Genomic DNA, 22,078 nt, shown 5'->3' on the forward strand with positions numbered 1-22,078 from the left:
CGCGCACGAAAGGCATTGGACAGGGGGCGCTGGCCAGAACTTTCGAACGCAAGGGGTGCAACACGACATGACTACGACCGATCTGCCGACATCGGTCTCCTACCGAGAGGTGACCGACGCGAACGGACGCGTCTACCGCCTCGGCGAGACCGACATCGACATCATGGGCCGCAAACGCAAGTGGATGGTCATCCTGCCGTGGGTCGGCATGATGGGCATCAGCTCGGCCGAGTACGCCTTCGCGTCCGCCGAGGACACCCTGCACACGGCCCACCACTGGAGCAGCGCACACATCTTCTGGATGCTCGGCGTCTGGGTGTTCTTCCAGGCCGCGGTGGCCTTCCCCGCCGGGAAGCTGCGCGAGAGCGGCAAACTCCCGGCCCGCTGGGCGATGATGCTCGGCGCGGTCGGCACGCTGCTGGGCTATCTGTCGCTCGCCTTCGCACCGCATGTGATCGTCGCCTACATCGGCTTCGGCATGTTCAGCGGCATGGGCGCGGGCATGGTGTACGCGACCTGCGTGAACATGGTCGCCAAGTGGTATCCGGAGCGCAAGGGCGGCAAGACGGGCTTCGTGAACGGCGGTTTCGCGTACGGCTCCGTGCCGTTCGTCTTCATCTTCACCGGCTACATGGACCTCACCAACTTCCGCTGGGTGCTGGTCGCGGTGGGCATCTTCCTGGCGTCGGTCGTGGCGGTCGCCGGCTACTTCTTCCGCGACCCGCCGAAGAACTGGTGGCCGGCCGACGTCGACCCGCTGAAGAAGCCCGACGACCCGCGCGCCCGGCGCGCGCTGGCGAAGAACCCGCCGGCCGTGCACCAGTACACACCCATGGAGGCCTGGCGGACGGGCCGCGTGGCCCTCATGTGGTTCTGTCTGCTGTGCACCTCGGGCGTGAACATCTTCGGTATCGCCTTCCAGGTGCCCTTCGGTGACGAGGCGGGCTTCGCGGGCGGCATCGTGGCGACCGCGATGTCCCTGAAGGCGATCGTCAACGGCACGGGCCGCGGGGTCATCGGCTGGCTGTCCGACCGGTACGGCCGCAAGCAGTGCCTGATCTTCGTCTGCGTCGTCCTGGGCCTGTCCCAGTACGGCATCCTGTTCTCCGGAAACATCGGCAACCTGCCGCTGTTCCTGCTGTTCTCGTCGATCTCCGGCTTCGGCGGCGGTGCCATCTTCCCGATGTTCGCGGCGATGAGCGCCGACTACTTCGGCGAGAACAACAACGCCTCCAACTACGGCCTCGTGTACTCCTCGAAGCTGGTCTCCGGCCTGCTCGGGTCCGGCATGGGCGCCGTCGTGGTGGGCGCCTGGGACTACGCCGGGGCGTTCATCCTGGCCGGTTCGATCTCCCTGTTCGCGGGCTTCATGGCCCTGTTCCTGCACCCTCCGGGGCGCCCGAAGTCCAAGCACATCGTTCCCAACCCGCACCCGCTCGGCGAGGAGATGGCGTGACATGACGGCGGATCGCATCGCCGCGAACAGCTCGTCCCAGCAGCCCGACGCCGCACACCGTCCCTACCGCGAAGTGACCGATGCCCACGGCCGCGTCTACCGGATCGGCGAGACCGACCGGGACATCCTGGGCCACTCGCGCACCCTCATGGTGTATCTGCCGTGGATCGCCATGATGGCCATCAGCGTCTTCGAATACGCGTACGGCTCCGCGGAGGACACCCTGTCCCACGCGCACGGCTGGACGCAGTCCAACACCTTCTGGATCCTCAGCGTCTGGGTGTTCTTCCAGGCCGGCATCGCCTTCCCCGCGGGCTGGCTCCGCGAGAAGGGCATCCTGACCGCCCGCCGGGCCATGTATGCGGGGTCCGGTATGTGCCTGATCGGATTCCTCGCCCTGTCGCACATGAGCAACGTATGGCTCGCGATCCTCGGGTTCGGCGTCATCGGCGGACTCGGCTCCGGCCTGGTCTACGCGACCTGCATCAACATGGTCGGCAAGTGGTTCCCGGAGCGGCGGGGCGCGCGCACCGGGTTCGTCAACGGCGGATTCGCCTACGGGTCGCTGCCATTCATCTTCATCTTCAACTACGGCTTCGACACCGCGAACTACCACCGCGTCCTGGACCTCATCGGCTGCTACATCATGATCGTGATCCTGGCGTCCGCGTTCTTCTTCAAGGACCCGCCGAAGAACTGGTGGCCCGCGGACATCGACCCGCTCACCCACGCGGGCAGCCGGAAGAACACCGCGGGCCTCTCCAAGAACCCTCCGGCGGTACGGCAGTACACGCCCCGGGAAGCCATCCGGACGGGAATGCTGCCGCTGATGTGGATCTCGGTCGTGATGACCGCCGGGGTGTCCATCTTCGGCATCTCCTTCCAGGTCGACTTCGCCAAGGAGGTGGGCTTCGGCCCGCTGGTGGCGGCGTCGTCGATGGGCGTCATGGCGGTCATCAACGGCATCGGGCGCGGTGTCGTGGGCTGGTTGTCGGACCGGTGGGGCCGCAAGCCGACGCTGGTCTTCGTCATCGTCGTCCTGGGTCTTGCCCAGTTCGGGGTGATCTGGGCGGGCGAGGTCCGCAGCGAGTGGCTGTTCCTGTTCTTCGCGTTCCTCTCCGGCTTCGGCGGCGGCGCGTTCTATCCGCTGTTCGCGGCGCTCACGCCGGACTACTTCGGGGAGAACTACAACGCCACCAACTACGGGCTGGTGTACAGCGGCAAGCTGATCAGCGGCCTGTTCGGCGGCGGCCTCGGCTCGATGGTGGTCGCGGCCTGGGGCTACTACGGCGCGTACGCACTGGCCGGCGGGGTGTCGATGCTGGCGGCTGCGCTCGCGCTGCTACTGCGGCAGCCGGGCCGCGGCAGGGACGTACGGCGCCTGCCGCAGCCCGCGGGCTGACCGGCCACGATACGAGGAGGCCCTCCCCTGGAATGTGCCGAGCCGGGGAGGGCCTCCTCGTGTCCCCTGCTCCTTGGGGCGCAGCGCCACCAGGTTCCGGTAGCCGATCCGGAACGCGGATGGTCGAGGTGGTGGGCCCGAGGCCGCCGGCCGACGTCAGTGTTCCGTCGTCGCTCAGTTCGAAGGCGCGACGGCGCCGGTGGCCCACTGGATTCCGCCCAACAGGTGCTGACGGACGGCGGGTTCGGCGAACGACTCCTTGCTGTGGCCGACGCCGGTGTAGAAGGAGCGGCCGCCCTGGTAGTTCTGGCACCAGGCGATCGGATGGTCGCCGTTCATGGTGCCGCCCCAGTACGAGGACTCGTCGAGGGAGGCCAGGACGCGGACCCGTTCCCGGGGATTCGAGCGGTAGTTGTACCACTCGTCGGTGCGGTTCCAGGTGGTGGGCAGGTTGGCGGTCGCCGGGTGGGCGCGGTCCTCGACGTGCACCGTGGCGCGCATCGGCCACCACGGATGCGACTCGAAGTAGGCACCGACGAGCCCGCCGTAGAACGCCCAGTCGTACTCGGTGTCGGCGGCCGCGTGGATGCCGACGTAGCCCCCGCCACTGCGGATGTAGCCCTCGAAGGCCGTCTCCTGGGCGGCGTTCAGGACGTCACCGGTCGTCGACAGGAACACGACCGCGTCGTAGCGCCCGAGGTTGTCGGCCGTGAAGGCTCCGGCGTCCTCCGTCGCGTCGACCGTGAAGCCGCCCGTCTCGCCGAGCTGTTTCACCGCCGCGATGCCGGCGGAGATCGAGCCGTGGCGGAAGCCGGCCGTCTTGGAGAACACCAGCACCCGTGTGCCGTCCTGCTTCGCCTGTGACTTCGCCTGTGACACGGCCGGTCCCGAGACGCAGCCCAGGAGCACGGCCGCTCCGACGACTGACGTTGTCAGTCGGTTGATCGATCGCATGCTGTGTATGTCCCTCTCATCCGGTGGTGAATGTGAAGTCGTCCACGTCGTACAACGCGCCGGTGGTGGTGCGGTCGTTCACGTGCACGAGTGCCTCCAGAATGGGGCGGGTTGTACGGGCGGGTGCGTACGCCGGGATGCGCCGTCATCCCGGAGAGTTCGCAGAGAGGCTCAGTTGCCGAACGCCGCGTCGAAGGAGGCCGACGGCGGCTCGAAGTCGTACGCCTTGAGGCGGTCCAGGGCCTCCGGTGCGCCCTGGAGCCGGTCCATGCCGGCGTCCTCCCACTCGACCGAGATCGGGCCCTGGTAGCCGATGGAGCGCAGCATCCGGAAGACGTCCTCCCAGGGGACGTCGCCGTGCCCGGCCGAGACGAAGTCCCAGCCGCGCCGTGGATCGCCCCAGGGCAGGTGGGAGCCGAGGCGCCCGTTGCGTCCGTCGAGGCGCCTGCGGGCCTCCTTGCAGTCGACGTGGTAGATCCGGTCGCGGAAGTCCCACAGGAAGCCGACCGGGTCGAGGTCCTGCCACACGAAGTGCGAGGGGTCGAAGTTGAGGCCGAACGCGGGCCGTCGGTCAACGGCCTCCAGGGCCCGCTGAGTCGTCCAGTAGTCGTACGCGATCTCGCTGGGGTGGACCTCGTGCGCGAACCGCACGCCCTCGGCGTCGAAGACGTCCAGGATCGGGTTCCAGCGCTCGGCGAAGTCCTCGTAGCCACGGTCGATCATCGACTCGGGCGCGGGCGGGAACATGGCGACCAGGTGCCAGATGGCGGAGCCGGTGAAGCCGATGACGGTGTCGACGCCGAAGGCCGCCGCGGCGCGCGCGGTGTCCTTCATGCGGTCGGCGGCCCGCTGCCGTACGCCTTCCGGGTCGCCGTCGGCCCATATCCCGCCCGGCAGGATGGCCTGGTGGCGTTCGTCGATGATGGCGTCGCAGACGGCCTGGCCGACCAGGTGGTTGGAGATCGCCCAGCACTTGAGCCCGTACTTGTCGAGGAGCTGGTGCCTCGACCGAGCATAGGAGGGATCGCTCAGCGCCTTGTCGACCTCGAAGTGGTCGCCCCAGCAGGCGAGTTCGAGGCCGTGGTAGCCGAAGTCGCGGGCGAGCCGGCAGACCTCCTCCAGGGGCAGGTCCGCCCACTGGCCGGTGAACAGCGTGAAGTTGCGGGGCATCCGTTCAGCCTCCTCAGGCCGCTATCGGCGTGTAGACGGAGTTCTTCTCGGCGCTCTCCTCCACCGCGGCGAGCACGCGCTGCACCTGCAGCCCGTCGGCGAAGGAGGGGTCGGGGCGGCGGCCCTCGGCGATGGCGTGGACCAGGTCGCGGGCCTGGTGGACGAAGGTGTGCTCGTAGCCGAGGCCGTGGCCGGGCGGCCACCAGGCGTCCAGGTAGGGGTGGTCGGGTTCGGTGACGAGGATGCGGCGGAAGCCGGCGTGCGTCCCGGGTTCCCGGCCGTCGTGGTACGACAGTTCGTTGAGCCGCTCCAGGTCGAAGGCGAGCGAGCCGTGCTCGCCGTTGAGTTCGATGCGCAGGGCGTTCTTGCGGCCGGTGGCGTACCGGGTGGCCTCGAAGGAGGCGAGGGCGCCGGAGGCGAAGCGGCCGGTGAACAGGGCGGCGTCGTCGACGGTGACCGTCCCGGTGCCGGCGGCGGACACCGCGGACAGGCCGCTCGTCGCCCCGCCGGGCAGCGGCCGCTGCCGTACGAAGGTCTCCGTCAGGGCGGACACCCCCGCGAGCCGCTCCCCCGCCAGGTGCTGGGCGAGGTCGACGATGTGCGCGCCGAGGTCGCCGAGCGAGCCGGCGCCGGCCTGTTCCCGGCGCAGCCGCCAGGTGAGCGGGAACTCCGGGTCGACGAGCCAGTCCTGGAGGTACGTGACCCGCACGTGGCGCAGGGCGCCGAGGCGGCCCTCGGCGACCATGCGGCGGGCGAGCGCGGTGGCCGGCACCCGGCGGTAGTTGAAGCCGACCATCGTCAACTGGCCGCTCCTGTACGCCGTTTCGGCCGCCCGTGTCATGGACTCGGCCTCCTCGACGGTGTTCGCGAGGGGCTTCTCGCACAGGACGTGCTTGCCGGCGGCGAGCGCGGCCAGCGCGATCTCGGCGTGGCTGTCGCCGGGGGTGCAGATGTCGACGAGGTCGATGTCGTCCCGTTCGACCAGGGCGTGCCAGCCGGTCTCGGCGGACGCCCAGCCGTGCCGGCCGGCCGCCGCGCGCACGGCGGCCCTGTCCCGGCCGCAGATCGCCGTGAGTTCGGGGTCCAGCGGCAGGTCGAAGACGCGGCCCGCGGTGCGCCAGCCCTGCGAGTGGGCGGCGCCCATGAAGGCGTAGCCGACCATGCCGACGCGGAGCGACGGTTTCGCGGCCCCGGGCGCGGGTCCGGCGGGCGCGCCCTCGGCCCTGGTCCGGGCTCCGGCCGTGGCGGCGGACCCGGCAGCACCTGCCTTGGTCTCGGCCCCGTCGGACTGCTGCGGCTGTCCCATGGAGATGTCCTCCTCGTCGTCGTGGCGCGGTGGGAGTGCGGGCGCGAAGGGTTACTTGAAGCCGGTGGGCATGTACTGGTCGACGTTGGTCTTGTCGACGACGGCCGAGTAGAGCGTGATCGACGCCGGGATCTCGAACTCGGCCATGCCGCCGATGCCCTTGCCCTGGCCGAGGGCGCGGGCGAGGTCGATCGCGGAGGCGGCCATCGTCGGCGGATACAGGACGGTCGCCTTCAGGACGCCGTTGTCCTGCTTGATGGCCTGGAAGGCGGACAGGGCGCCCGCGCCGCCGACCATGAGGAAGTCGTCGCGTCCGGCCTGCTCGATGGCGCGCAGCGCGCCGACGCCCTGGTCGTCGTCGTGGTTCCACAGCGCGTCGAACGTGGGCTGGGCCTGGAGCAGCTGGGCCATCTTGGCCTGCCCGGACTCCACCGTGAACTCGGCGGCCTGGCGGGCCACCTTCTTGATGTCGCGATAGTTCTTCAGGGCGTCGTCGAAGCCCTGGGTGCGCTGCTTGGTCAGCTCCAGGTTGTCCAGCCCGGCCAGCTCGATGACCGTGGCGCCCGGCTTCCCCTTGAGCTTCTCGCCGATGTAGTGGCCGGCGTTGAGGCCCATGCCGTAGTTGTCGCCGCCGATCCAGCAGCGGTAGGCCTGCGGGGTGTTGAAGATCCGGTCGAGGTTGACGACCGGGATGCCCGCGCGCATCGCCTTCAGGCCGACCTGGGTGAGGGCCTTGCCGTCGGCGGGCAGCACCACCAGCACGTCGACCTTCTTGTTGATCAGGGTCTCGATCTGGCCGATCTGCTGGGCTGTGTCGTTGGAACCCTCGGTGATCTCCAGGGTGACGTCGGAGTACTTCTTCGCGCGGCTCTTGGCGTTGTCGTTGATGGCGTTGAGCCAGCCGTGGTCGGCCTGCGGGCCGGCGAAGCCGATGGTGACCTTCTTGCCCGGCGTGTCGTCGGCGGCGGGCCGACTGTCGGCGGCCTCGTCGCTGTCGCTCGGCTCGTTGCTCGTGCAGCCTGCGAGGAGGGCACCGGCCCCGACGGCGGCGGTCCCGAAGAGCAGTCCTCTGCGACTCGTGAAGCGGCTCGTGCGGTGTGGCATGGCGGTGAACCCTTTCCTCAGGTCGTGCTTGCGGTACGGCGCTGGACCAGCACGGCGGCGACGATGATCGCGCCCTTGGCGATCTGCTGGACGTCGCTCTGCAGGTTGTTCAGGGCGAAGATGTTGGTGATCGTGGTGAAGATCAGGACGCCGAGAACGGAGCCGGTGATGGTGCCGCGGCCCCCGCTGAGCAGGGTGCCGCCGATGATCGCGGCCGCGATGGCGTCGAGTTCGTAGAGGTTGCCGTTGGTGTTCTGGCCGGAGCCGGACAGGACGATCAGCAGGAAGGCGGCGATGCCGCAGCACAGCCCGGACAGCAGGTAGAGGTACAGCCGCTGGCGGCGGACGTCGATGCCGGCGAGCCGGGCGGCCTCCGCGTTGCCTCCGACGGCGACCGTGCGGCGCCCGAAGGTGGTGCGGTTGAGCACCAGCCAGCCGATGACGGTGACGACGGCGAAGACGAGCACCAGCGGCGGTATGCCGAGGACGTATGCGTCGCGTTCGCCCAGGTCCAGGACGCCGTCGACCGTGACGATCTGCGTCCGGCCGTCGGTGATCTGCAGCGCCAGTCCGCGCGCCGAGGCCAGCATGGCGAGCGTGGCGATGAACGGGACCATCCCGCCGTACGCGATGAGCACTCCGTTCACCAGGCCGCAGCCCACCCCGACGAGGACCGCAGTGAGGAGGATGCCGCCGAAGCCGTACTCCTGGGTGGCGACCGTGGTCGCCCACACCGAGGCGAGGGCGACGATGGCGCCGACGGACAGGTCGATGCCGCCGGAGGTGATGACGAAGGTCATGCCGACGGTGACGACACCGATCACCGAGGCCTGAGTGAGGACCAGCTGGAGGTTGCGGGTGTCGAGGAACTCGTCAGGTCTGGTGACGCCGCCGATGACGACGAGGACGGCGAGCACCCCGAGGAGCGAGAGGGTGCGGACGTCGGCGCGCGCCAGGAGGGAGCGCCACGGGGGCGGTTGGCCCGCTTGTGCCACCTTGTCGGTGCCGTCCCGGGGCGGGGACACGTGCTGCGTCATGTCGCCGGGCTTCCTTCCATGACGAGGTCGAGGACGCAGTGTTCGTCGAGTTCGCGGGTGGGTGCCGTGTGGACGACGCGGCCCTCGCGCAGCACCAGCACCCGGTCGGCCAGCCCCAGGACCTCGGGAATCTCGCTGGAGACCAGCAGCACGGCGAGGCCTTCGTCGGCCAGTCGGCGCACGACCGCGTACAGTTCGGCGCGGGCGCCGACGTCGACGCCGCGGGTGGGTTCGTCGAGCAGCAGCACCCGGCAGCCGCGCAGCAGCCAGCGGGCGAGGACCGCCTTCTGCTGGTTGCCGCCGGACAGGGTGCGCACCGGCACGGACGGGTTGTCGGGCCGCAGCGACAGCTCGCGCGTCGCGGACCGCGCGGCGCCCAGTTCGGCGCCCCGGTCGATCCAGCCGCCGCGCGAGAAGCGGGACATGGACGACACGGACACATTGCGGGTGACGGACTCCAGCATCAGCAGGGCCTGGGCCTTGCGTTCCTCGGGGGCGAGCCCGAGTCCGGCGCGGACCGCCGCGCGCACGCTGCCGGGCTTCAAGGGCCGCCCGTCCACCAGCACCTGACCTGACGTCGGCTGCCGTGCGCCGTACACCGTCTCCAGGATCTCGGACCGGCCCGAGCCGACGAGCCCCGCGAGGCCGACGATCTCGCCGGGCCGCACCTGAAGGTCGAGCGGCGCGAACTCGCCCTCGCGGGCCAGCCCGCGCACGTTCAGGACCGGCTCGCCGCCGGGCGCCGCCGCGGGCCGGTCGGGAAAGACGTACTCGACGTTGCGTCCCGTCATCAGCGCGACCACCTCGCGGGTCGGCGTCGTCTTCGCCGGCAGCCCGCCCGCGACGGCCCGGCCGTCCTTCAGCACCGTCACCCGGTCGCCGATGCGGCGGATCTCCTCCAGGCGGTGCGAGATGTAGACGACGGCGACCCCGTCGGCGGTGAGGTCGCCGACGATGCGGAACAGGTTGTCGACCTCGTCCGGGTCGAGGGCGGCGGACGGCTCGTCCATCACGATGAGCCGTACGTCGTGGGACAGCGCCCGCGCCATCGACACGATCTGCCGCTGCGCCGCCGACAACTCTCCGACCAGGCGGCCCGGGTCGATCTCCGGGTGGCCAAGTCGGCTGAGCAGCTGGGCCGTTGACGCCTTGGCCGCCTTTCCGCGGACGACGAAGCCGGCGGTGGTCGGCTCGTGGCCGAGGTGGACGTTCTCAGCCACCGACAGGTGTTCCACCAGGTCGAGTTCCTGGTAGATGGTGGCGATGCCGAGGCGCATGGCGGCGATCGGCGAGCGGAGCGTGACCGCCTCGCCTCGCCACCGAATCGTGCCGTCGTCGGGCTGGTGGGCGCCGGCCAGGACCTTGATGAGGGTGGACTTCCCCGCGCCGTTCTGGCCGAGCAGGCAGTGCACCTCGCCGGCCTGGACGTCGAGGTCGACGCCGTCTAGGGCCCTGACGCCGGGGAACGACTTGGTGATGCGGTACATGCTGAGCAGCGGTGGTTCTGATGCCATGCGGATTCCCCTCGGCGGGCGTGCGGGCCGGGTCAGGGCGGGCCCCTGGCGGGGCGGGTGTTTTCGGGCAGGGCGAAGCGAAGCGGAGCAGGGCACTGTGTATTGCGTGGTACTGGTGCGACGTACTGAAGCGCGTGCCTACGCGGGTGAGAACAGGTGGTCGCTGATGAGCCGGGCCGCGCCGATCACTCCGGCGGTGGGGCCCAGATCCCCCAGCACGATGGGCAGGTTGCCGGTCGCCAGCGGCAGCGACTGGCGGTAGACCTGGGTGCGGATCGCGGCGAGCAGGGTGTGGCCGAGGCCGGTCACCCCGCCGCCGATCACCACCAGGCCCGGGTTGAAGAAGCTGACCAGCCCGGCGATGACCTGGCCGGTGCGGTTGCCGCCCGCACGGATCAGGTCGAGGGCGGTGGCGTCGCCCGCGGCGGCCGCGGCGGCGACGTCGACGGCGGTGAGGCCGCCGCCCGTCTCCAGCCGGGAGCCGAGTTCCGCCGACAGCCCCTGCTGGGCGGCCTCCGTGGCGTCACGGGCGAGGGCCGCCCCGCTGAAGTGGGCTTCCAGGCAGCCCCGGTTGCCGCAGGCGCACGGCCGCCCGTCGGGCACGGCCTGGATGTGCCCGATGTCGCCGGCGCTGCCCGTCGTACCGCGGTAGACCTCACCGCCGACGACGATGCCGCAGCCGATGCCGGTGCCGATCTTGACGCAGAGGAAGTCGGCGACGGTGCGGGCGACGCCCGCGTGCTGCTCCCCCATCGCCATCAGGTTCACGTCGTTGTCGACCATGACCGGGCAGCCGAGTTCCTGGCTGAGCGCCTCCCGCACGGGGAAGCCGTCCCAGCCCGGCATGATCGGCGGGGCCACAGGGACGCCCTCGGGGAAGCGGACCGGCCCGGGGACGCCGATACCGGCGCCGTCGAAGCCCTCCGCGAGCCCGGAGGCCTTCAGCTTCGCGGCCATGGACAGGACCTGCTCGAAGACCGCGACCGGGCCCTCGCGCACGTCCATGGGCTGGTTGATGTGTCCGAGGATCTCCAGTTCGGCGTTGGTGACGGCGACGTCGACCGACGTCGCGCCGATGTCGACGCCGAGGAAGCGGAGATTCGGGGCGAGCCGGATGTTGTGGGAGCGGCGGCCGCCGCGCGAGGCGGCGAGTCCGTCGGCCACCACCAGCCCGGTCTCCAGCAGCCGGTCCACCTCCACGGCCAGCTTCGACCGGGACAGGTCGACCTGGTCGCCCAGCTGGGCGCGGGAGTTGGGGCCGCCGTCGCGCAACAGCGTGAGCAGCCTGGCCTGGTGGGCGTTCGCGGGGCGTGCCGTCATGCGTCTCACGAGCCCCTCCCCGCCTCAATCGGCCTCTGCGCGCCGGTTTCCGGTCACTTGCGTGGCTTGCTTTCGGAGGGAACGTAGCAGCGGTTGCCGGGAGTGGGAAGAAGTCATGCAAGAATTGCCCATAACTTTTTCCACTCACAGGACAAAGATCCGGGCGCCTGCCTTACCTCCCGGGTAATCGACCGGACCGGGGACCGAGGGCAAGGTGATGGTCGCCCGTGTCACCGCACCGAGAGGCAGGCCGTCATATGACCGCCACCCCCGACATCCCCGGCCCCGAGGCCCTGCTGGCCGCCGTCCCCTTCGCCGGAGAACTGGGCATCGGCCTGGAGGAGGCCGGCGCGGCACGCGTCAGGGCGGTGCTGTCCTGGGCTCCCGAGCTGTGCACGGCGGGCGGCGTGCTGCACGGCGGGGTCCTGATGACGCTCGCTGACACGGCCGGTGCGGTGTGCGCCTTCCTCAACCTGCCGCCGGGCGCGAGCCCGTCGACGGTCGAGACGAAGACCAACTTCTTCCGCGCCGTGCCCTCCGGTGCCGTCCACGCCGAGGCACGGCCCCTGCACGTGGGCCGATCCTTCGTCGCGGTGCGGACGGACCTGTACGACGACTCCGGCGACATGGTGGGAGTGACCACGCAGACGCAGGCGGTACTGGCCGCACGTTGAGCGGCCCAGCGGAACCTGCCGGGTGAGCGGCCCCGCGCAACGGTCGAGGCCCGGAGTCATGAGCGCTCCGGGCCCGCAGGCCTACGACCGCGAACGCGCGTGGTAGGAGCGCCGCGTGTGCTCCGTGTGCTCGCGCATGAGCTGGGTCGCCCGCCCCTCGTCGCGGTTCGTGATCGCGGCGATGAGCTCCCGGTGCTCGATCCACGACTGCTGCCCGCGCTGCCGGGCCACCGGCGTGTAGTACCAGCGCACGCGCCGGTCGACCTGCCCCGCGAGTTCGGCGAGGACCGCGTTGCCGGCGAGCTCCATGACCTTGGCGTGGAAGCGGGCGTTCAGCGCGACGGCGCCGTCCACGTCGTCGGCGTCCACCGCGCGCTCGCCCTCGGCGCACAGCTCTTGCAGGACCTTGACGCCCTCGGCGTTCGCATGGGCGGCCGCGAGCCGGGCCGCCTCCGCCTCCAGCAGCGTACGGACCGTGAGGAGCTGGTCGGCCTCCTCCTCCGTCGGCTCGTGCACGAACGCGCCCTGGGCGGGCCGCAGATCGACCCAGCCCTCGGTGTTCAGCCGCTGCAACGCCTCGCGCACCGGCTGCCGGGACACGCCGAGGTACCCGGCGAGTTCGCTCTCGACGAGGTGCTGGCCGGGCTGGAGGGCGCGCGTGGTGATGAGTTCGAGCAGCGCCTCGTAGACGCGGTCACGGAGCGGGCCGGGACGTTCGAGCTTGGGCACCGCACCCTGCGGCAGTCCTGTCGACAACATCGGTCCCTCCTGGGCAGGTCCGTGCGCAGCAGCTTGTGAAATGCCAGTATCGATTGTCTTTCGTCTACAGTCTACGGTGCACAAACGCCAGGGAAACGGGGAGTTGGACTCGTCACACTCGGTCGTACGGGCAGGTCACGGACAGCGGACGACCTGCCCGGCGTACGACAGGTTCCCGCCGAAGCCGAACAGCAGCACCGGGTCCCCGGTGGAGATCCGGCCCTGTTCGACGAGCTTGGAGAAGGCCAGCGGGATGCTGGCGGCCGAAGTGTTGCCGGACTCGGCGACATCGCGGGCGACGACGGCGTTCACCGCGCCGAGCTTGACCGCGAGGGGCTCGATGATGCGCAGGTTGGCCTGGTGCAGCACGACCGCGGCCAGGTCCGCCGGCGCCAGCCCCGCCCGCTCGCAGGCCCGGCGCGCGATGGGCGGCAGCTGGGTGGTGGCCCAGCGGTAGACGCTCTGCCCCTCCTGCGCGAACCGCGGCGGCGTGCCCTCGATCCGCACCGCCCGCCCCATCTCGGGCACCGAACCCCACAGCACCGGCCCGATCCCGGGCTCCTCGCCCGGTGCGCAGGCCTCCACGACGGCGGCCCCCGCCCCGTCGCCGACGAGCACGCAGGTGGTGCGGTCGGTCCAGTCGGTCACGTCGGACATCTTGTCGGCGCCGATGACAAGTGCGCGGCTCGCGGCGCCCGCCCGCACGGTGTGGTCGGCGCTGGCCAGGGCGTGGGTGAATCCGGCGCACACGACGTTGACGTCCATCGCGGCGGGCGAGGGGATGCCGAGGCGGGTTGCGACCCGGGCGGCGGTGTTCGGCGAGCGGTCGATCGCGGTGGACGTGGCGACGAGGACCAGGTCGATGTCCCCGGACGCGAGCCCGGCCGCGGCCAGCGCCTTGGCGGCGGCGTGCGCGGCCAGCTCGTCGACCGGCTCGTCGGGTCCGGCGATGTGCCGGGTGCTGATGCCCACCCGGCTCCTGATCCACTCGTCACTGGTGTCGACCAGGCCCGCCAGGTCCTCGTTGGTGAGCACCCTGGCGGGCTGGTAGTGGCCGACGGCGGCGATGCGCGAGCCGTTCATTGGTGGATCCCCTCGTTGCCGTGGGTAGCGGGATTCACCAGTCTGATCAGTGACTCACGGGTACGGCGGCAGGTGATGCGACAGGAAACGGACACCCGGCTTGTCGGCTTCTGTCAGACTCCCGGACGCCCGTGTCTCTCGTGGGTGATCGCCCGAACACCTACCCCGTGAACAGCTGCGTAGCCTTGCGCACGAGCTCGTACAGCCCGTAGGCGAGCGGCGCGGCCACCCACAGCCAGGCGAAGGTAATCAGCCCGCGCCGGCTAGGCGGACTCTGGCTGCTGTCGCCGGTCATCGGCGGCCTCCTTCGGCGCGGGAACGGGGACGTGGTGGCGGGGGTGGACGGGGCGGACGAGTTCGTTGGCGACGAAGCCGACGACGAGCAGCCCGATCATGATGGCGAACGACAGCCCGTACAGGGACGCCCCGTGCCGGCCGGCCTCCTCCTGCCGGTCGGCGATCCAGTTCACGATCAGCGGCCCGAGGACGCCGGCCGTGGACCAGGCGGTGAGCAGCCGCCCGTGGATCGCGCCGACCTGGTAGGTGCCGAACAGGTCCTTCAGGTAGGCCGGGATGGTGGCGAAGCCGCCGCCGTAGAAGGACAGGATCACCAGCGCGGCCAGGATGAACAGCGGCTTGGAGGAGTCGCCGAACAGGGCGATGGCGAGGTACATCAGCGCGCCGACGCCGAGGTAGACGCGGTAGATGTTCTTGCGCCCGATCAGGTCGGAGGTGGACGACCAGCCGATCCGGCCCGCCATGTTGGCCGCGGACAGCAGCGCGACGAACCCGGCGGCGGCCGTCGCCGACACCGGCGTCGAGGTGTCCGCGAAGAAGTCTGTGATCATCGGGGCGGCCTTCTCCAGGATGCCGATGCCGGCCGTGACGTTCATGCAGAGCACGATCCACAGGCACCAGAACTGCGGGGTGCGCACGGCGCCGCGGGCGGAGACCTGCGGCCCCTCGAGGACGCTCGGCCCGCGGTCGACCGGCTTCCCGGTCCGTGGCACCCGCACCAGCAGTACGCCGAGCAGCATGAACACCGCATACGACAGCCCGTGGACGAGAAACGCGGTGGCGATCCCGCCGCTGTCGCTGCCGAACGACTCCAGCATCTGCGCCGACCACGGCGAGGCGATCAGCGCGCCCCCGCCGAAGCCCATGATGGCGATGCCGGTGGCCATGCCGGGCCGGTCCGGGAACCACTTGATGAGTGTCGAGACCGGCGAGATGTACCCGATGCCGAGGCCGATCCCGCCGACGAAGCCGTAGCCGAGGACGATCAGCCAGTACTGCTGCGTGGCCGCGCCGAGCGCGGACAGCAGGAAGCCGGAGGAGAAGCAGACCAGGGCGACGGTCATCGCCCAGCGCGGCCCGTTGCGCTCCACGAGCGTGCCGCCGAAGGCGGCCGACAGGCCGAGCATGACGATGGCGAGCTGGAACGGCAGGGCGCTCTCGGTGCCGTTCAGGCCGAGCGCGGATTCGAGCGGCGGTTTGAACACGCTCCACGCGTAGGCCTGGCCGATGGAGAGGTGGACCGAGAGAGCGGCGGGCGGGACGAGCCAGCGGCTCCAGCCCGCGGGTGCTACTGGGGGACTCATAGGACCCGGACGGTAGGCAGCGGCGCGTGAGTTGAGAAGGCGGCGCGTCGACCGTATGCGACGAGCGGTATCCAGGATGCGCCGAACGGTCCGTGTGCGGACCCTTGTCGACCCAACCTCCATACTGTAGACAATATTTCGTCGACACTTTCGAGACAGCCTCCACCACCTCCGCGGTATCCCTCAAACCGAACGGAGTGTTCCCGTGAAAGTCGCAGTCCTCGGCGCCGGTGCCATCGGCGCCTATGTCGGTGCCGCGCTCCACCGAGCGGGCGCCGACGTGCATCTCATCGCCCGTGGACCGCATCTGGCGGCCATGAGGCGGCACGGAGTACGTGTGCTCAGCCCGCGCGGCGACTTCACCGCGCATCCCCGTGCCACCGACGACCCGGCCGAGGTCGGCCCGGTCGACTACGTCTTCCTGGGCCTGAAGGCCAACGCGTACGCGGCGTGCGGGCCGCTGATCGCGCCACTGCTGCACGACACCACGGCGGTCGTCGCGGCCCAGAACGGCATCCCCTGGTGGTACTTCCACCGGCACGGCGGCCCGTACGACGGCCACCGCGTCGAGAGCGTGGACCCCGGCGGCGCGGTCAGTGCGGTGCTCGCGCCCGAACGGGCCGTCGGCTGCGTCGTCTACGCGGCCACCGAGCTCGAAGGACCGGGTGTCGTACGGCACTTGGAAGGTACCCGGTTCTCGATCGGCGAGCCCGACCGCAGCCGGTCGGCGCGCTGTCTGGCGTTCAGCGAGGCGATGCGGACGGGCGGCCTGAAGTGCCCAGTCGAGCCCGCTCTGCGCAGCGACATCTGGCTCAAGCTGCTCGGCAACATCTCCTTCAACCCGATCAGCGCGCTGGCCCGCGCGACGATGCGGCAGATGTGCCTGCACGGCGGCACGCGCCAGGTGATCGAGATCATGATGACCGAGACGCTCGCCGTCGCCACGGCCCTCGGCTGCGAGGTCGGCGTATCCATCGAACGCCGTCTCGCCGGCGCGGAACGGGTCGGCGACCACCGCACCTCCACGCTCCAGGACCTGGAGCGCGGCAAACCGCTGGAACTCGACGTGCTGCTCGCGGCCGTCGTCGAGCTGGCGGAGATCACCGGCGTGGAGGTGCCCACCCTGCGCACCGTGCACGCCATCTCGGACCTGCTCGCGCTGAGGAGCGCCGCATGAGGAAACGGCAACCGAAGACCTACACCCGGCTCACCCACCCGCTGGTGCGCGACTCGCGCGACGAGCCCTTCCGACAGGCCGGTTGGGAGGAGGCCCTGGACCGGGCGGCCCGGGGCATCGGGGCGGCGCGCGGCGCGTTCGGCATGTTCTCCTGCGCCCGCGCCACCAACGAGATGAACTACGTGGCGCAGAAGTTCGCGCGGGTGGTGATGGGCACCAACAACGTGGACTCCTGCAACCGCACCTGCCACGCCCCGAGCGTCGCGGGGCTCTCGGCCGCCTTCGGCTCCGGCGGCGGTACGTCCTCGTACGAGGAGATCGAGCACACCGACGTCATCGTGATGTGGGGCTCCAACGCCCGCTTCGCGCACCCGATCTTCTTCCAGCACGTCCTGAAGGGCATCCACAGCGGCGCCCGTATGTACGCCGTCGACCCGCGCCGCACGTCGACCGCCGAGTGGGCGGAGAGCTGGCTCGGCCTGAACGTCGGCACGGACATCCCGATGGCGCACGCGATCGGCCGCGAGATCATCCACGCGGGCCTGGCCAACGAGGTGTTCATCGAGCGGGCGACGACGGGCTTCGAGGAGTACAAGGCGCTCGTCGAGCCCTGGACGCTGTCCCTCGCCGAGAAGGTGACGGGTGTACCGGCCGCCGCCATACGGCAGTTGGCGCACGCCTACGCCCGCGCCGAACGCGCCCAGCTGTGCTGGACCCTCGGCATCACCGAGCACCACAACGGCACCGACAACGTCCGCGCGCTGATCAACCTGTCCCTGCTGACCGGGCATGTGGGGCGGTACGGCTCGGGGTTGCAGCCCCTGCGCGGGCAGAACAACGTGCAGGGCGGCGGCGACATGGGTGCCATCCCCAACCGCCTCCCGGGCTTCCAGGACATCCTCGACCCGGACACCCGGCTGAAGTTCGAGTCGGCCTGGGACACCTTCATTCAGCCGCACTACGGGCTGAACCTGACGGAGATGTTCGAGGCGATGGAGGAGGGTGCCCTGAAGGCCGTCTACTGCATCGGCGAGAACCCGGCGCAGTCGGAGGCGGACAGCGAACAGGCGGTACGGCGGCTGAGCGCCCTGGACTTCCTCGTCGTCCAGGACATCTTCCTGACGAAGACGGCCGAGCTGGCCGACGTCGTGCTGCCCGCGACCGCCGGGTGGGCGGAGACCGACGGCACCACCACCAACAGCGAGCGGCGGGTGCAGCGCGTACGCCGTGCCATGACCCCTCCCGGCGAGGCGCGCGAGGACATCGACATCATCTGCGAGCTGGCGGCGCGCCTGGGCCACGACTGGAAGTACGCCGACGCCGAGTCCGTGTGGAACGAGCTGCGCTCCGTCTCGCCGGACCACTACGGGATGACGTACGACCGCCTGGCGGAGCACCAGGGCATCCAGTGGCCGTGCCCGAGCATCAACCGGCTCGAACCGACCTATCTGCACGGGCGGTTGTGGGAGACGGACACCGCAAGGCGCGGCCGGCCCGCGCCCTTCGGGATCGTCCAGCACGATCCGCCGGTCGACCTCACCGACGAGGAGTACCCGGTCCGGCTGACCACCGGCCGACGGCTCGACTCCTACAACACCGGTGTGCAGAGCGGCGGTTTCGCCTCCCCGCTGCGGCGCGGCGAGTACGTCGAGCTGTGCCCGGAGGACGCGGAGCGCTACGGGGTCGTGGCGGGCGAGGAGGTCCAGGTCACGTCCCGGCGGGGATCCGTGGTGGCGCCGGTGTGGATCGACACCGCGCTGCGGCCGGGGCTGGCCTTCATGACCATGCACTTCCCCGACGAGGTGGACACCAACCAGCTGACGATCGAGGCCAACTGCCCGATCGCGGGCACGGCGGAGTTCAAGGCGTCGGCGATCCGGATCGAGAAGCTCCCCGTCGCGACCATCGTGAGGTGACGTAAGTGGACCTGCACTTCGGCGACAGCAAACCGACGGACGAGGAGCGGGCGGCCATCGACGCGCTGCTCGGCCCGCCGGAGTCCTCCTGGGAAGGCGCCGCCCGAGATGAGACGGAGGCCGCCGACCTGCGGTGGGCCCGCGGCGGACGCGAGGCCCGGGACCGCCGCGACCTGCTGTTGCCGGGGCTGCACGCGATCAACGACCGGGTCGGCTGGATCAGCGACGGCGCCCTCGACTACCTGTGCCGGCGGCTGACGGTGCCGCCCGCGGAGGCGTACGGCGTCGCGACCTTCTACGCGATGTTCTCGGTGAAGCCCCGTCCCGCGACCGTGCTGCACGTCTGCACCGACCTCGCGTGCGCGGCCGCCGGGGCGAGTGAGTTGTGCGCCGGGATCGAGTCCCGGCTCGGGCCGGGCAGTGGTGTGTCCGTCGAGCGCAGCCCCTGTCTGGGGCTGTGCGAGCGGGCTCCGGCGGCGCTGGCGATCAAGGCCGGTGATCCGGCGCGTACGGCGGTGTCGGCGCCGGCGACCGTGCACGACGCCGTCCTCGCGGCGAGCGCGCCGGACTCGGCCTCTGAGGAGCCGCCCGCGGCGATGGCCGTACCCCAGGCGGGTCACGAGGAGCTGATCCTGCTGCGCCGCATCGGCGTGGTCGACCCGTCGTCGCTGGACGACTACCGCGCCCACGGCGGTTACGCCGCCCTGCGTCGGGCCTTCGAGCTGGGCCCCGCCGGGGTGATCCGCGAGGTCACCGACTCCGCTCTGGCCGGGCGCGGCGGCGCCGCCTTCCCCACCGGCCGCAAGTGGCAGGCCACGGCGTCCCAGCCCGACCACCCGCACTACCTCGTCTGCAACGCCGACGAGTCCGAGCCGGGCACCTTCAAGGACCGCGTGCTCATGGAGGGCGACCCGTACGCGCTCGTCGAGGCGATGACCATCGCGGCGTATGCGATCGGCGCGCACCAGGGATACCTGTACCTGCGCGGCGAGTATCCGAGGGCGACAAGCCGTATGCGACACGCGATCGACCAGGCACGGGCCCGTGGGCTGCTCGGCGACGACATCCTCGGCCAGGGCTACGCCTTCGACATCGAGATCCGCCGGGGCGCGGGCGCCTACATCTGCGGCGAGGAGACCGCGCTCTTCAACTCCATCGAGGGCTACCGGGGTGAACCGCGCTCGAAGCCGCCGTTCCCGGTGGAGAAGGGCCTGTTCGGCAAGCCGACGGCCGAGAACAACGTCGAGACGCTGGTCAACGTGCTGCCGATCCTGACCATGGGCGCCCCGGCGTACGCGGCGATCGGCACCGGGAAGTCCACCGGACCGAAGCTGTTCTGCGTGTCGGGGAGCGTGGCGCGGCCCGGCATCTACGAGCTGCCGTTCGGGGCGACGCTGGGCGAACTGCTGTCGCTGGCCGAAGCGAAGGAGAACCTGCGGGCCGTCCTCCTGGGCGGCGCGGCGGGTGGCTTCGTACGCCCCGACGAACTCGATGTCCCGCTCACCATCGAAGGCACCCGGCAGGCGGGGACCACGCTCGGCTCGGGGGTCGTCATGGCCTTCGACGACACGGTGCCGCTGCCCCGGCTGCTGCTGCGCATCGCCGAGTTCTTCCGGGACGAGTCGTGCGGGCAGTGCGTGCCGTGCCGGGTCGGGACCGTGCGCCAGGAGGAGGCGCTGCACCGGATCGTCGAGCGCACGGGTGCCGCTGCCGCCGACGACATCGTCCTGCTCAGAGAGGTCGGCCGCGCGATGCGGGACGCCTCGATCTGCGGTCTGGGGCAGACCGCGTGGAACGCCGTGGAATCCGCCATCGACCGTCTGGGGGCGTACGAATGACCGTGACACCGCTGGGGATCCCGCGTCGGCTGCTGGAATTCACCATCGACGGCGAGGAGGCGAGGGTCCCGGAAGGCTCGACGATCCTCGACGCCTGCCGGGCCGCCGGGAAGGACATCCCGACCCTCTGCCAGGGCGACACGCTCACCCCCAAGAACGCCTGCCGCGTCTGCGTCGTCGAGGTCGAGGGGTCCAGGACGCTGGTCCCGGCCTGCTCCCGCAAGGCGGAGCCGGGCATGGTCGTGCAGACCGGCACCGAGCGCGCCCGGCACAGCCGCAAGATCGTCCTCGAACTCCTCGCCTCCTCGGCCGACCTGTCGACGACGCCGGGGGCCGCGGAGTGGATCAAGGAGTACGAGGCGAAGCCGGACCGCTTCGGCCCCGACGCGGCCCGCCTCGACGAAGAGCCGAAGATCGACAACGAGCTGTACGTACGCGACTACGACAAGTGCATCCTCTGCTACAAGTGCGTGGACGCCTGCGGCGACCAGTGGCAGAACACCTTCGCGATCTCGGTCGCCGGGCGCGGTTTCGACGCCCGGATCGCGGTGGAGCACGACGCGCCGCTGACCGACTCGGCGTGCGTGTACTGCGGGAACTGCATCGAGGTGTGCCCGACGGGGGCCCTGTCGTTCAAGTCGGAGTTCGACATGCGGGCGGCGGGTACGTGGGACGAGTCGCGGCAGACCGAGACGACCACGGTGTGCGCGTACTGCGGCGTGGGCTGCAACCTCACCCTGCACGTGCAGGACAATGAGATCGTGAAGGTCACCTCGCCGCACGACAACCCGGTGACCCACGGCAACCTCTGCATCAAGGGCCGCTTCGGCTACCAGCACGTACAGAACCGGGACTGATCGGGGCTGATGGGGACATGGGACGAGTCACGGAACGACGCAAGGTGATCCGCATCCGGGACGGCGCGGTCTCGGCCCGCCCGGACACGCTCGTCGCCGAGGAGCCCCTGGAAATCCGGCTGAACGGCAAGCCGCTCGCGATCACCATGCGCACCCCGGGCGACGACTTCGCGCTCGCCGCCGGTTTTCTGGTGAGTGAGGGTGTGCTGGGTGCGGCATCCGATCTGCAGAACATCGTCTACTGCGCGGGAGCGACGGGTTCGGGCACCTCCCGCTCGAGCGAAGTCGAGAGTGGGGGAGGCTCGAACACGTACAACGTCGTGGACGTGAAGACGGCGCCGGGTGTCGCCGTCCCGGACATCACCCTCGAACGCAACGTCTACACGACCTCGTCCTGCGGCCTGTGCGGCAAGGCATCGCTGGACGCGGTGCGTACGACGGCCCGCTGGCCCATCGCCGACACTCCCCCGGTCCGGCTGGAACCCGGACTGCTCGCGAGCCTCCCCGACCGGCTGCGCGCAGCCCAGCGGGTCTTCGACCGGACCGGGGGGCTGCACGCGGCGGCCCTGTTCAGCGAGGACGGGGAGCTGCTGGACGTCCGGGAGGACGTGGGCCGGCACAACGCGGTCGACAAGCTGGTCGGCCGCGCGTTGCAGAACGGGGACCTGCCCCTGTCCCGGTGCGTGCTGCTGGTGTCGGGCCGGGCCTCGTTCGAGCTGGCGCAGAAGGCGGTCATGGCGGGGATCCCGGTGCTCGCGGCGGTGTCGGCGCCCTCGTCGCTGGCCGTGGACCTGGCCGCGGAGACGGGCCTGACGCTGGTGGGCTTCCTGCGGGGCAGTTCCATGAACGTGTACGCGGGCGAGGACCGCATCGCCCTGCGGACCGCGGCCGCCCGGGGCTGACGGCGGTT

Annotated in this window: 18 protein-coding genes and 1 pseudogene; 8 read left to right on the top strand and 11 right to left on the bottom strand. The window is 70.6% G+C overall.

Annotated elements, in window-relative coordinates; genetic code table 11:
• Window positions 1-67: 67 nt before the first annotated feature.
• The gene (locus H8R17_RS27015) at window positions 68-1,456 is read left to right on the top strand and encodes an OFA family MFS transporter (RefSeq protein WP_187825815.1); all 1,389 of its coding nucleotides are present in this window, start codon (window positions 68-70) and stop codon (window positions 1,454-1,456) included.
• 1 nt (window position 1,457) lies between these two features.
• Complete coding sequence (locus tag H8R17_RS27020) at window positions 1,458-2,858, top strand: OFA family MFS transporter (RefSeq protein ID WP_187825816.1); 1,401 nt, start codon at window positions 1,458-1,460, stop codon at window positions 2,856-2,858.
• A 136-nt stretch (window positions 2,859-2,994) separates the two neighbouring features.
• Here the strand turns inward: H8R17_RS27020 and H8R17_RS27025 are convergent.
• The 7 genes and pseudogenes from H8R17_RS27025 to H8R17_RS27055 form a co-directional block, all read right to left on the bottom strand.
• Window positions 2,995-3,812 (bottom strand): annotated as a pseudogene (locus H8R17_RS27025) (ThuA domain-containing protein); the annotation flags it as partial.
• Between the two features lie 171 nt (window positions 3,813-3,983).
• Window positions 3,984-4,982 (bottom strand): sugar phosphate isomerase/epimerase, encoded by a 999-nt coding sequence (locus tag H8R17_RS27030; RefSeq protein WP_187825817.1) that lies wholly within the window; start codon window positions 4,980-4,982, stop codon window positions 3,984-3,986.
• Window positions 4,983-4,995: 13 nt separating this feature from the next.
• Window positions 4,996-6,288, bottom strand: coding sequence for a Gfo/Idh/MocA family protein (locus H8R17_RS27035; RefSeq protein WP_187825818.1), 1,293 nt, complete (start codon window positions 6,286-6,288; stop codon window positions 4,996-4,998).
• Window positions 6,289-6,339: 51 nt separating this feature from the next.
• On the bottom strand, window positions 6,340-7,392 hold the full coding sequence (locus tag H8R17_RS27040; RefSeq protein WP_187825819.1) for a substrate-binding domain-containing protein: 1,053 nt from the start codon (window positions 7,390-7,392) through the stop codon (window positions 6,340-6,342).
• A 17-nt stretch (window positions 7,393-7,409) separates the two neighbouring features.
• The gene (locus H8R17_RS27045; RefSeq protein WP_187825820.1) at window positions 7,410-8,429 is read right to left on the bottom strand and encodes an ABC transporter permease; all 1,020 of its coding nucleotides are present in this window, start codon (window positions 8,427-8,429) and stop codon (window positions 7,410-7,412) included.
• Window positions 8,426-9,943, bottom strand: a complete 1,518-nt coding sequence (locus tag H8R17_RS27050; RefSeq protein ID WP_187825821.1) for a sugar ABC transporter ATP-binding protein — start codon at window positions 9,941-9,943, stop codon at window positions 8,426-8,428. Before H8R17_RS27050 ends, H8R17_RS27045 begins: the two co-directional genes overlap by 4 nt.
• 138 nt (window positions 9,944-10,081) lie before the next feature.
• Window positions 10,082-11,263 (bottom strand): ROK family transcriptional regulator, encoded by a 1,182-nt coding sequence (locus H8R17_RS27055; protein WP_187825822.1) that lies wholly within the window; start codon window positions 11,261-11,263, stop codon window positions 10,082-10,084.
• A 257-nt stretch (window positions 11,264-11,520) separates the two neighbouring features.
• Between H8R17_RS27055 and H8R17_RS27060 the strand changes: the two genes are divergently transcribed.
• Window positions 11,521-11,937, top strand: a complete 417-nt coding sequence (locus H8R17_RS27060) for a PaaI family thioesterase (RefSeq protein WP_187825823.1) — start codon at window positions 11,521-11,523, stop codon at window positions 11,935-11,937.
• 81 nt (window positions 11,938-12,018) lie between these two features.
• On the opposite strand, the gene H8R17_RS27065 is transcribed toward H8R17_RS27060, so the two are convergent.
• The 4 genes from H8R17_RS27065 to H8R17_RS27075 all read right to left on the bottom strand — a co-directional run bounded on the left by H8R17_RS27065 (window position 12,019) and on the right by H8R17_RS27075 (window position 15,380).
• Window positions 12,019-12,696 carry a GntR family transcriptional regulator gene (locus H8R17_RS27065; RefSeq protein WP_187825824.1) on the bottom strand — a complete coding sequence of 226 codons (678 nt, stop codon included), beginning with the start codon at window positions 12,694-12,696 and terminating at the stop codon, window positions 12,019-12,021.
• Between the two features lie 135 nt (window positions 12,697-12,831).
• On the bottom strand, window positions 12,832-13,779 hold the full coding sequence (locus tag H8R17_RS27070; RefSeq protein WP_187825825.1) for a beta-ketoacyl-ACP synthase III: 948 nt from the start codon (window positions 13,777-13,779) through the stop codon (window positions 12,832-12,834).
• A 160-nt stretch (window positions 13,780-13,939) separates the two neighbouring features.
• Window positions 13,940-14,074, bottom strand: coding sequence for a hypothetical protein (locus H8R17_RS47445; protein WP_262505539.1), 135 nt, complete (start codon window positions 14,072-14,074; stop codon window positions 13,940-13,942).
• The gene (locus H8R17_RS27075) at window positions 14,043-15,380 is read right to left on the bottom strand and encodes an OFA family MFS transporter (RefSeq protein ID WP_187825826.1); all 1,338 of its coding nucleotides are present in this window, start codon (window positions 15,378-15,380) and stop codon (window positions 14,043-14,045) included. The genes H8R17_RS47445 and H8R17_RS27075 overlap by 32 nt, the downstream gene beginning before the upstream one ends.
• Before the next feature lie 205 nt (window positions 15,381-15,585).
• Here H8R17_RS27075 and H8R17_RS27080 point away from each other — a divergent pair, with 205 nt between their 5' ends.
• From H8R17_RS27080 to fdhD, 5 genes are read left to right on the top strand one after another with little or no spacing between them, the layout of a single operon-like run.
• Window positions 15,586-16,557 carry a 2-dehydropantoate 2-reductase gene (locus H8R17_RS27080; protein ID WP_187825827.1) on the top strand — a complete coding sequence of 324 codons (972 nt, stop codon included), beginning with the start codon at window positions 15,586-15,588 and terminating at the stop codon, window positions 16,555-16,557.
• Window positions 16,554-18,473 carry a molybdopterin oxidoreductase family protein gene (locus H8R17_RS27085; RefSeq protein ID WP_187825828.1) on the top strand — a complete coding sequence of 640 codons (1,920 nt, stop codon included), beginning with the start codon at window positions 16,554-16,556 and terminating at the stop codon, window positions 18,471-18,473. Before H8R17_RS27080 ends, H8R17_RS27085 begins: the two co-directional genes overlap by 4 nt.
• Window positions 18,474-18,478: 5 nt before the next feature.
• Window positions 18,479-20,311 carry an NAD(P)H-dependent oxidoreductase subunit E gene (locus H8R17_RS27090; protein WP_187825829.1) on the top strand — a complete coding sequence of 611 codons (1,833 nt, stop codon included), beginning with the start codon at window positions 18,479-18,481 and terminating at the stop codon, window positions 20,309-20,311.
• On the top strand, window positions 20,308-21,168 hold the full coding sequence (locus tag H8R17_RS27095; RefSeq protein WP_187825830.1) for a 2Fe-2S iron-sulfur cluster-binding protein: 861 nt from the start codon (window positions 20,308-20,310) through the stop codon (window positions 21,166-21,168). The genes H8R17_RS27090 and H8R17_RS27095 overlap by 4 nt, the downstream gene beginning before the upstream one ends.
• 17 nt (window positions 21,169-21,185) lie before the next feature.
• Window positions 21,186-22,070 carry a formate dehydrogenase accessory sulfurtransferase FdhD gene (fdhD, locus tag H8R17_RS27100; protein ID WP_187825831.1) on the top strand — a complete coding sequence of 295 codons (885 nt, stop codon included), beginning with the start codon at window positions 21,186-21,188 and terminating at the stop codon, window positions 22,068-22,070.
• Window positions 22,071-22,078 lie beyond the last annotated feature (8 nt).

The sequence above is a fragment of the Streptomyces sp. TRM68367 genome (genome assembly GCF_014495685.1).
Lineage (GTDB): Bacteria > Actinomycetota > Actinomycetes > Streptomycetales > Streptomycetaceae > Streptomyces.

What these genes read in the sequence shown, in the direction of transcription:
- H8R17_RS47445 (WP_262505539.1), bottom strand. Translation starts at nt 14,074, where the DNA reads ATGACCGGCGACAGCAGCCAGAGTCCGCCTAGCCGGCGCGGGCTGATT.
- H8R17_RS27065 (WP_187825824.1), bottom strand. Translation starts at nt 12,696, where the DNA reads ATGTTGTCGACAGGACTGCCGCAGGGTGCGGTGCCCAAGCTCGAACGT.
- H8R17_RS27075 (WP_187825826.1), bottom strand. Translation starts at nt 15,380, where the DNA reads ATGAGTCCCCCAGTAGCACCCGCGGGCTGGAGCCGCTGGCTCGTCCCG.
- H8R17_RS27060 (WP_187825823.1), top strand. Translation starts at nt 11,521, where the DNA reads ATGACCGCCACCCCCGACATCCCCGGCCCCGAGGCCCTGCTGGCCGCC.
- fdhD (WP_187825831.1), top strand. Translation starts at nt 21,186, where the DNA reads ATGGGACGAGTCACGGAACGACGCAAGGTGATCCGCATCCGGGACGGC.
- H8R17_RS27030 (WP_187825817.1), bottom strand. Translation starts at nt 4,982, where the DNA reads ATGCCCCGCAACTTCACGCTGTTCACCGGCCAGTGGGCGGACCTGCCC.
- H8R17_RS27020 (WP_187825816.1), top strand. Translation starts at nt 1,458, where the DNA reads ATGACGGCGGATCGCATCGCCGCGAACAGCTCGTCCCAGCAGCCCGAC.
- H8R17_RS27070 (WP_187825825.1), bottom strand. Translation starts at nt 13,779, where the DNA reads ATGAACGGCTCGCGCATCGCCGCCGTCGGCCACTACCAGCCCGCCAGG.
- H8R17_RS27095 (WP_187825830.1), top strand. Translation starts at nt 20,308, where the DNA reads ATGACCGTGACACCGCTGGGGATCCCGCGTCGGCTGCTGGAATTCACC.
- H8R17_RS27045 (WP_187825820.1), bottom strand. Translation starts at nt 8,429, where the DNA reads ATGACGCAGCACGTGTCCCCGCCCCGGGACGGCACCGACAAGGTGGCA.
- H8R17_RS27035 (WP_187825818.1), bottom strand. Translation starts at nt 6,288, where the DNA reads ATGGGACAGCCGCAGCAGTCCGACGGGGCCGAGACCAAGGCAGGTGCT.
- H8R17_RS27055 (WP_187825822.1), bottom strand. Translation starts at nt 11,263, where the DNA reads ATGACGGCACGCCCCGCGAACGCCCACCAGGCCAGGCTGCTCACGCTG.
- H8R17_RS27040 (WP_187825819.1), bottom strand. Translation starts at nt 7,392, where the DNA reads ATGCCACACCGCACGAGCCGCTTCACGAGTCGCAGAGGACTGCTCTTC.
- H8R17_RS27050 (WP_187825821.1), bottom strand. Translation starts at nt 9,943, where the DNA reads ATGGCATCAGAACCACCGCTGCTCAGCATGTACCGCATCACCAAGTCG.
- H8R17_RS27015 (WP_187825815.1), top strand. Translation starts at nt 68, where the DNA reads ATGACTACGACCGATCTGCCGACATCGGTCTCCTACCGAGAGGTGACC.
- H8R17_RS27085 (WP_187825828.1), top strand. Translation starts at nt 16,554, where the DNA reads ATGAGGAAACGGCAACCGAAGACCTACACCCGGCTCACCCACCCGCTG.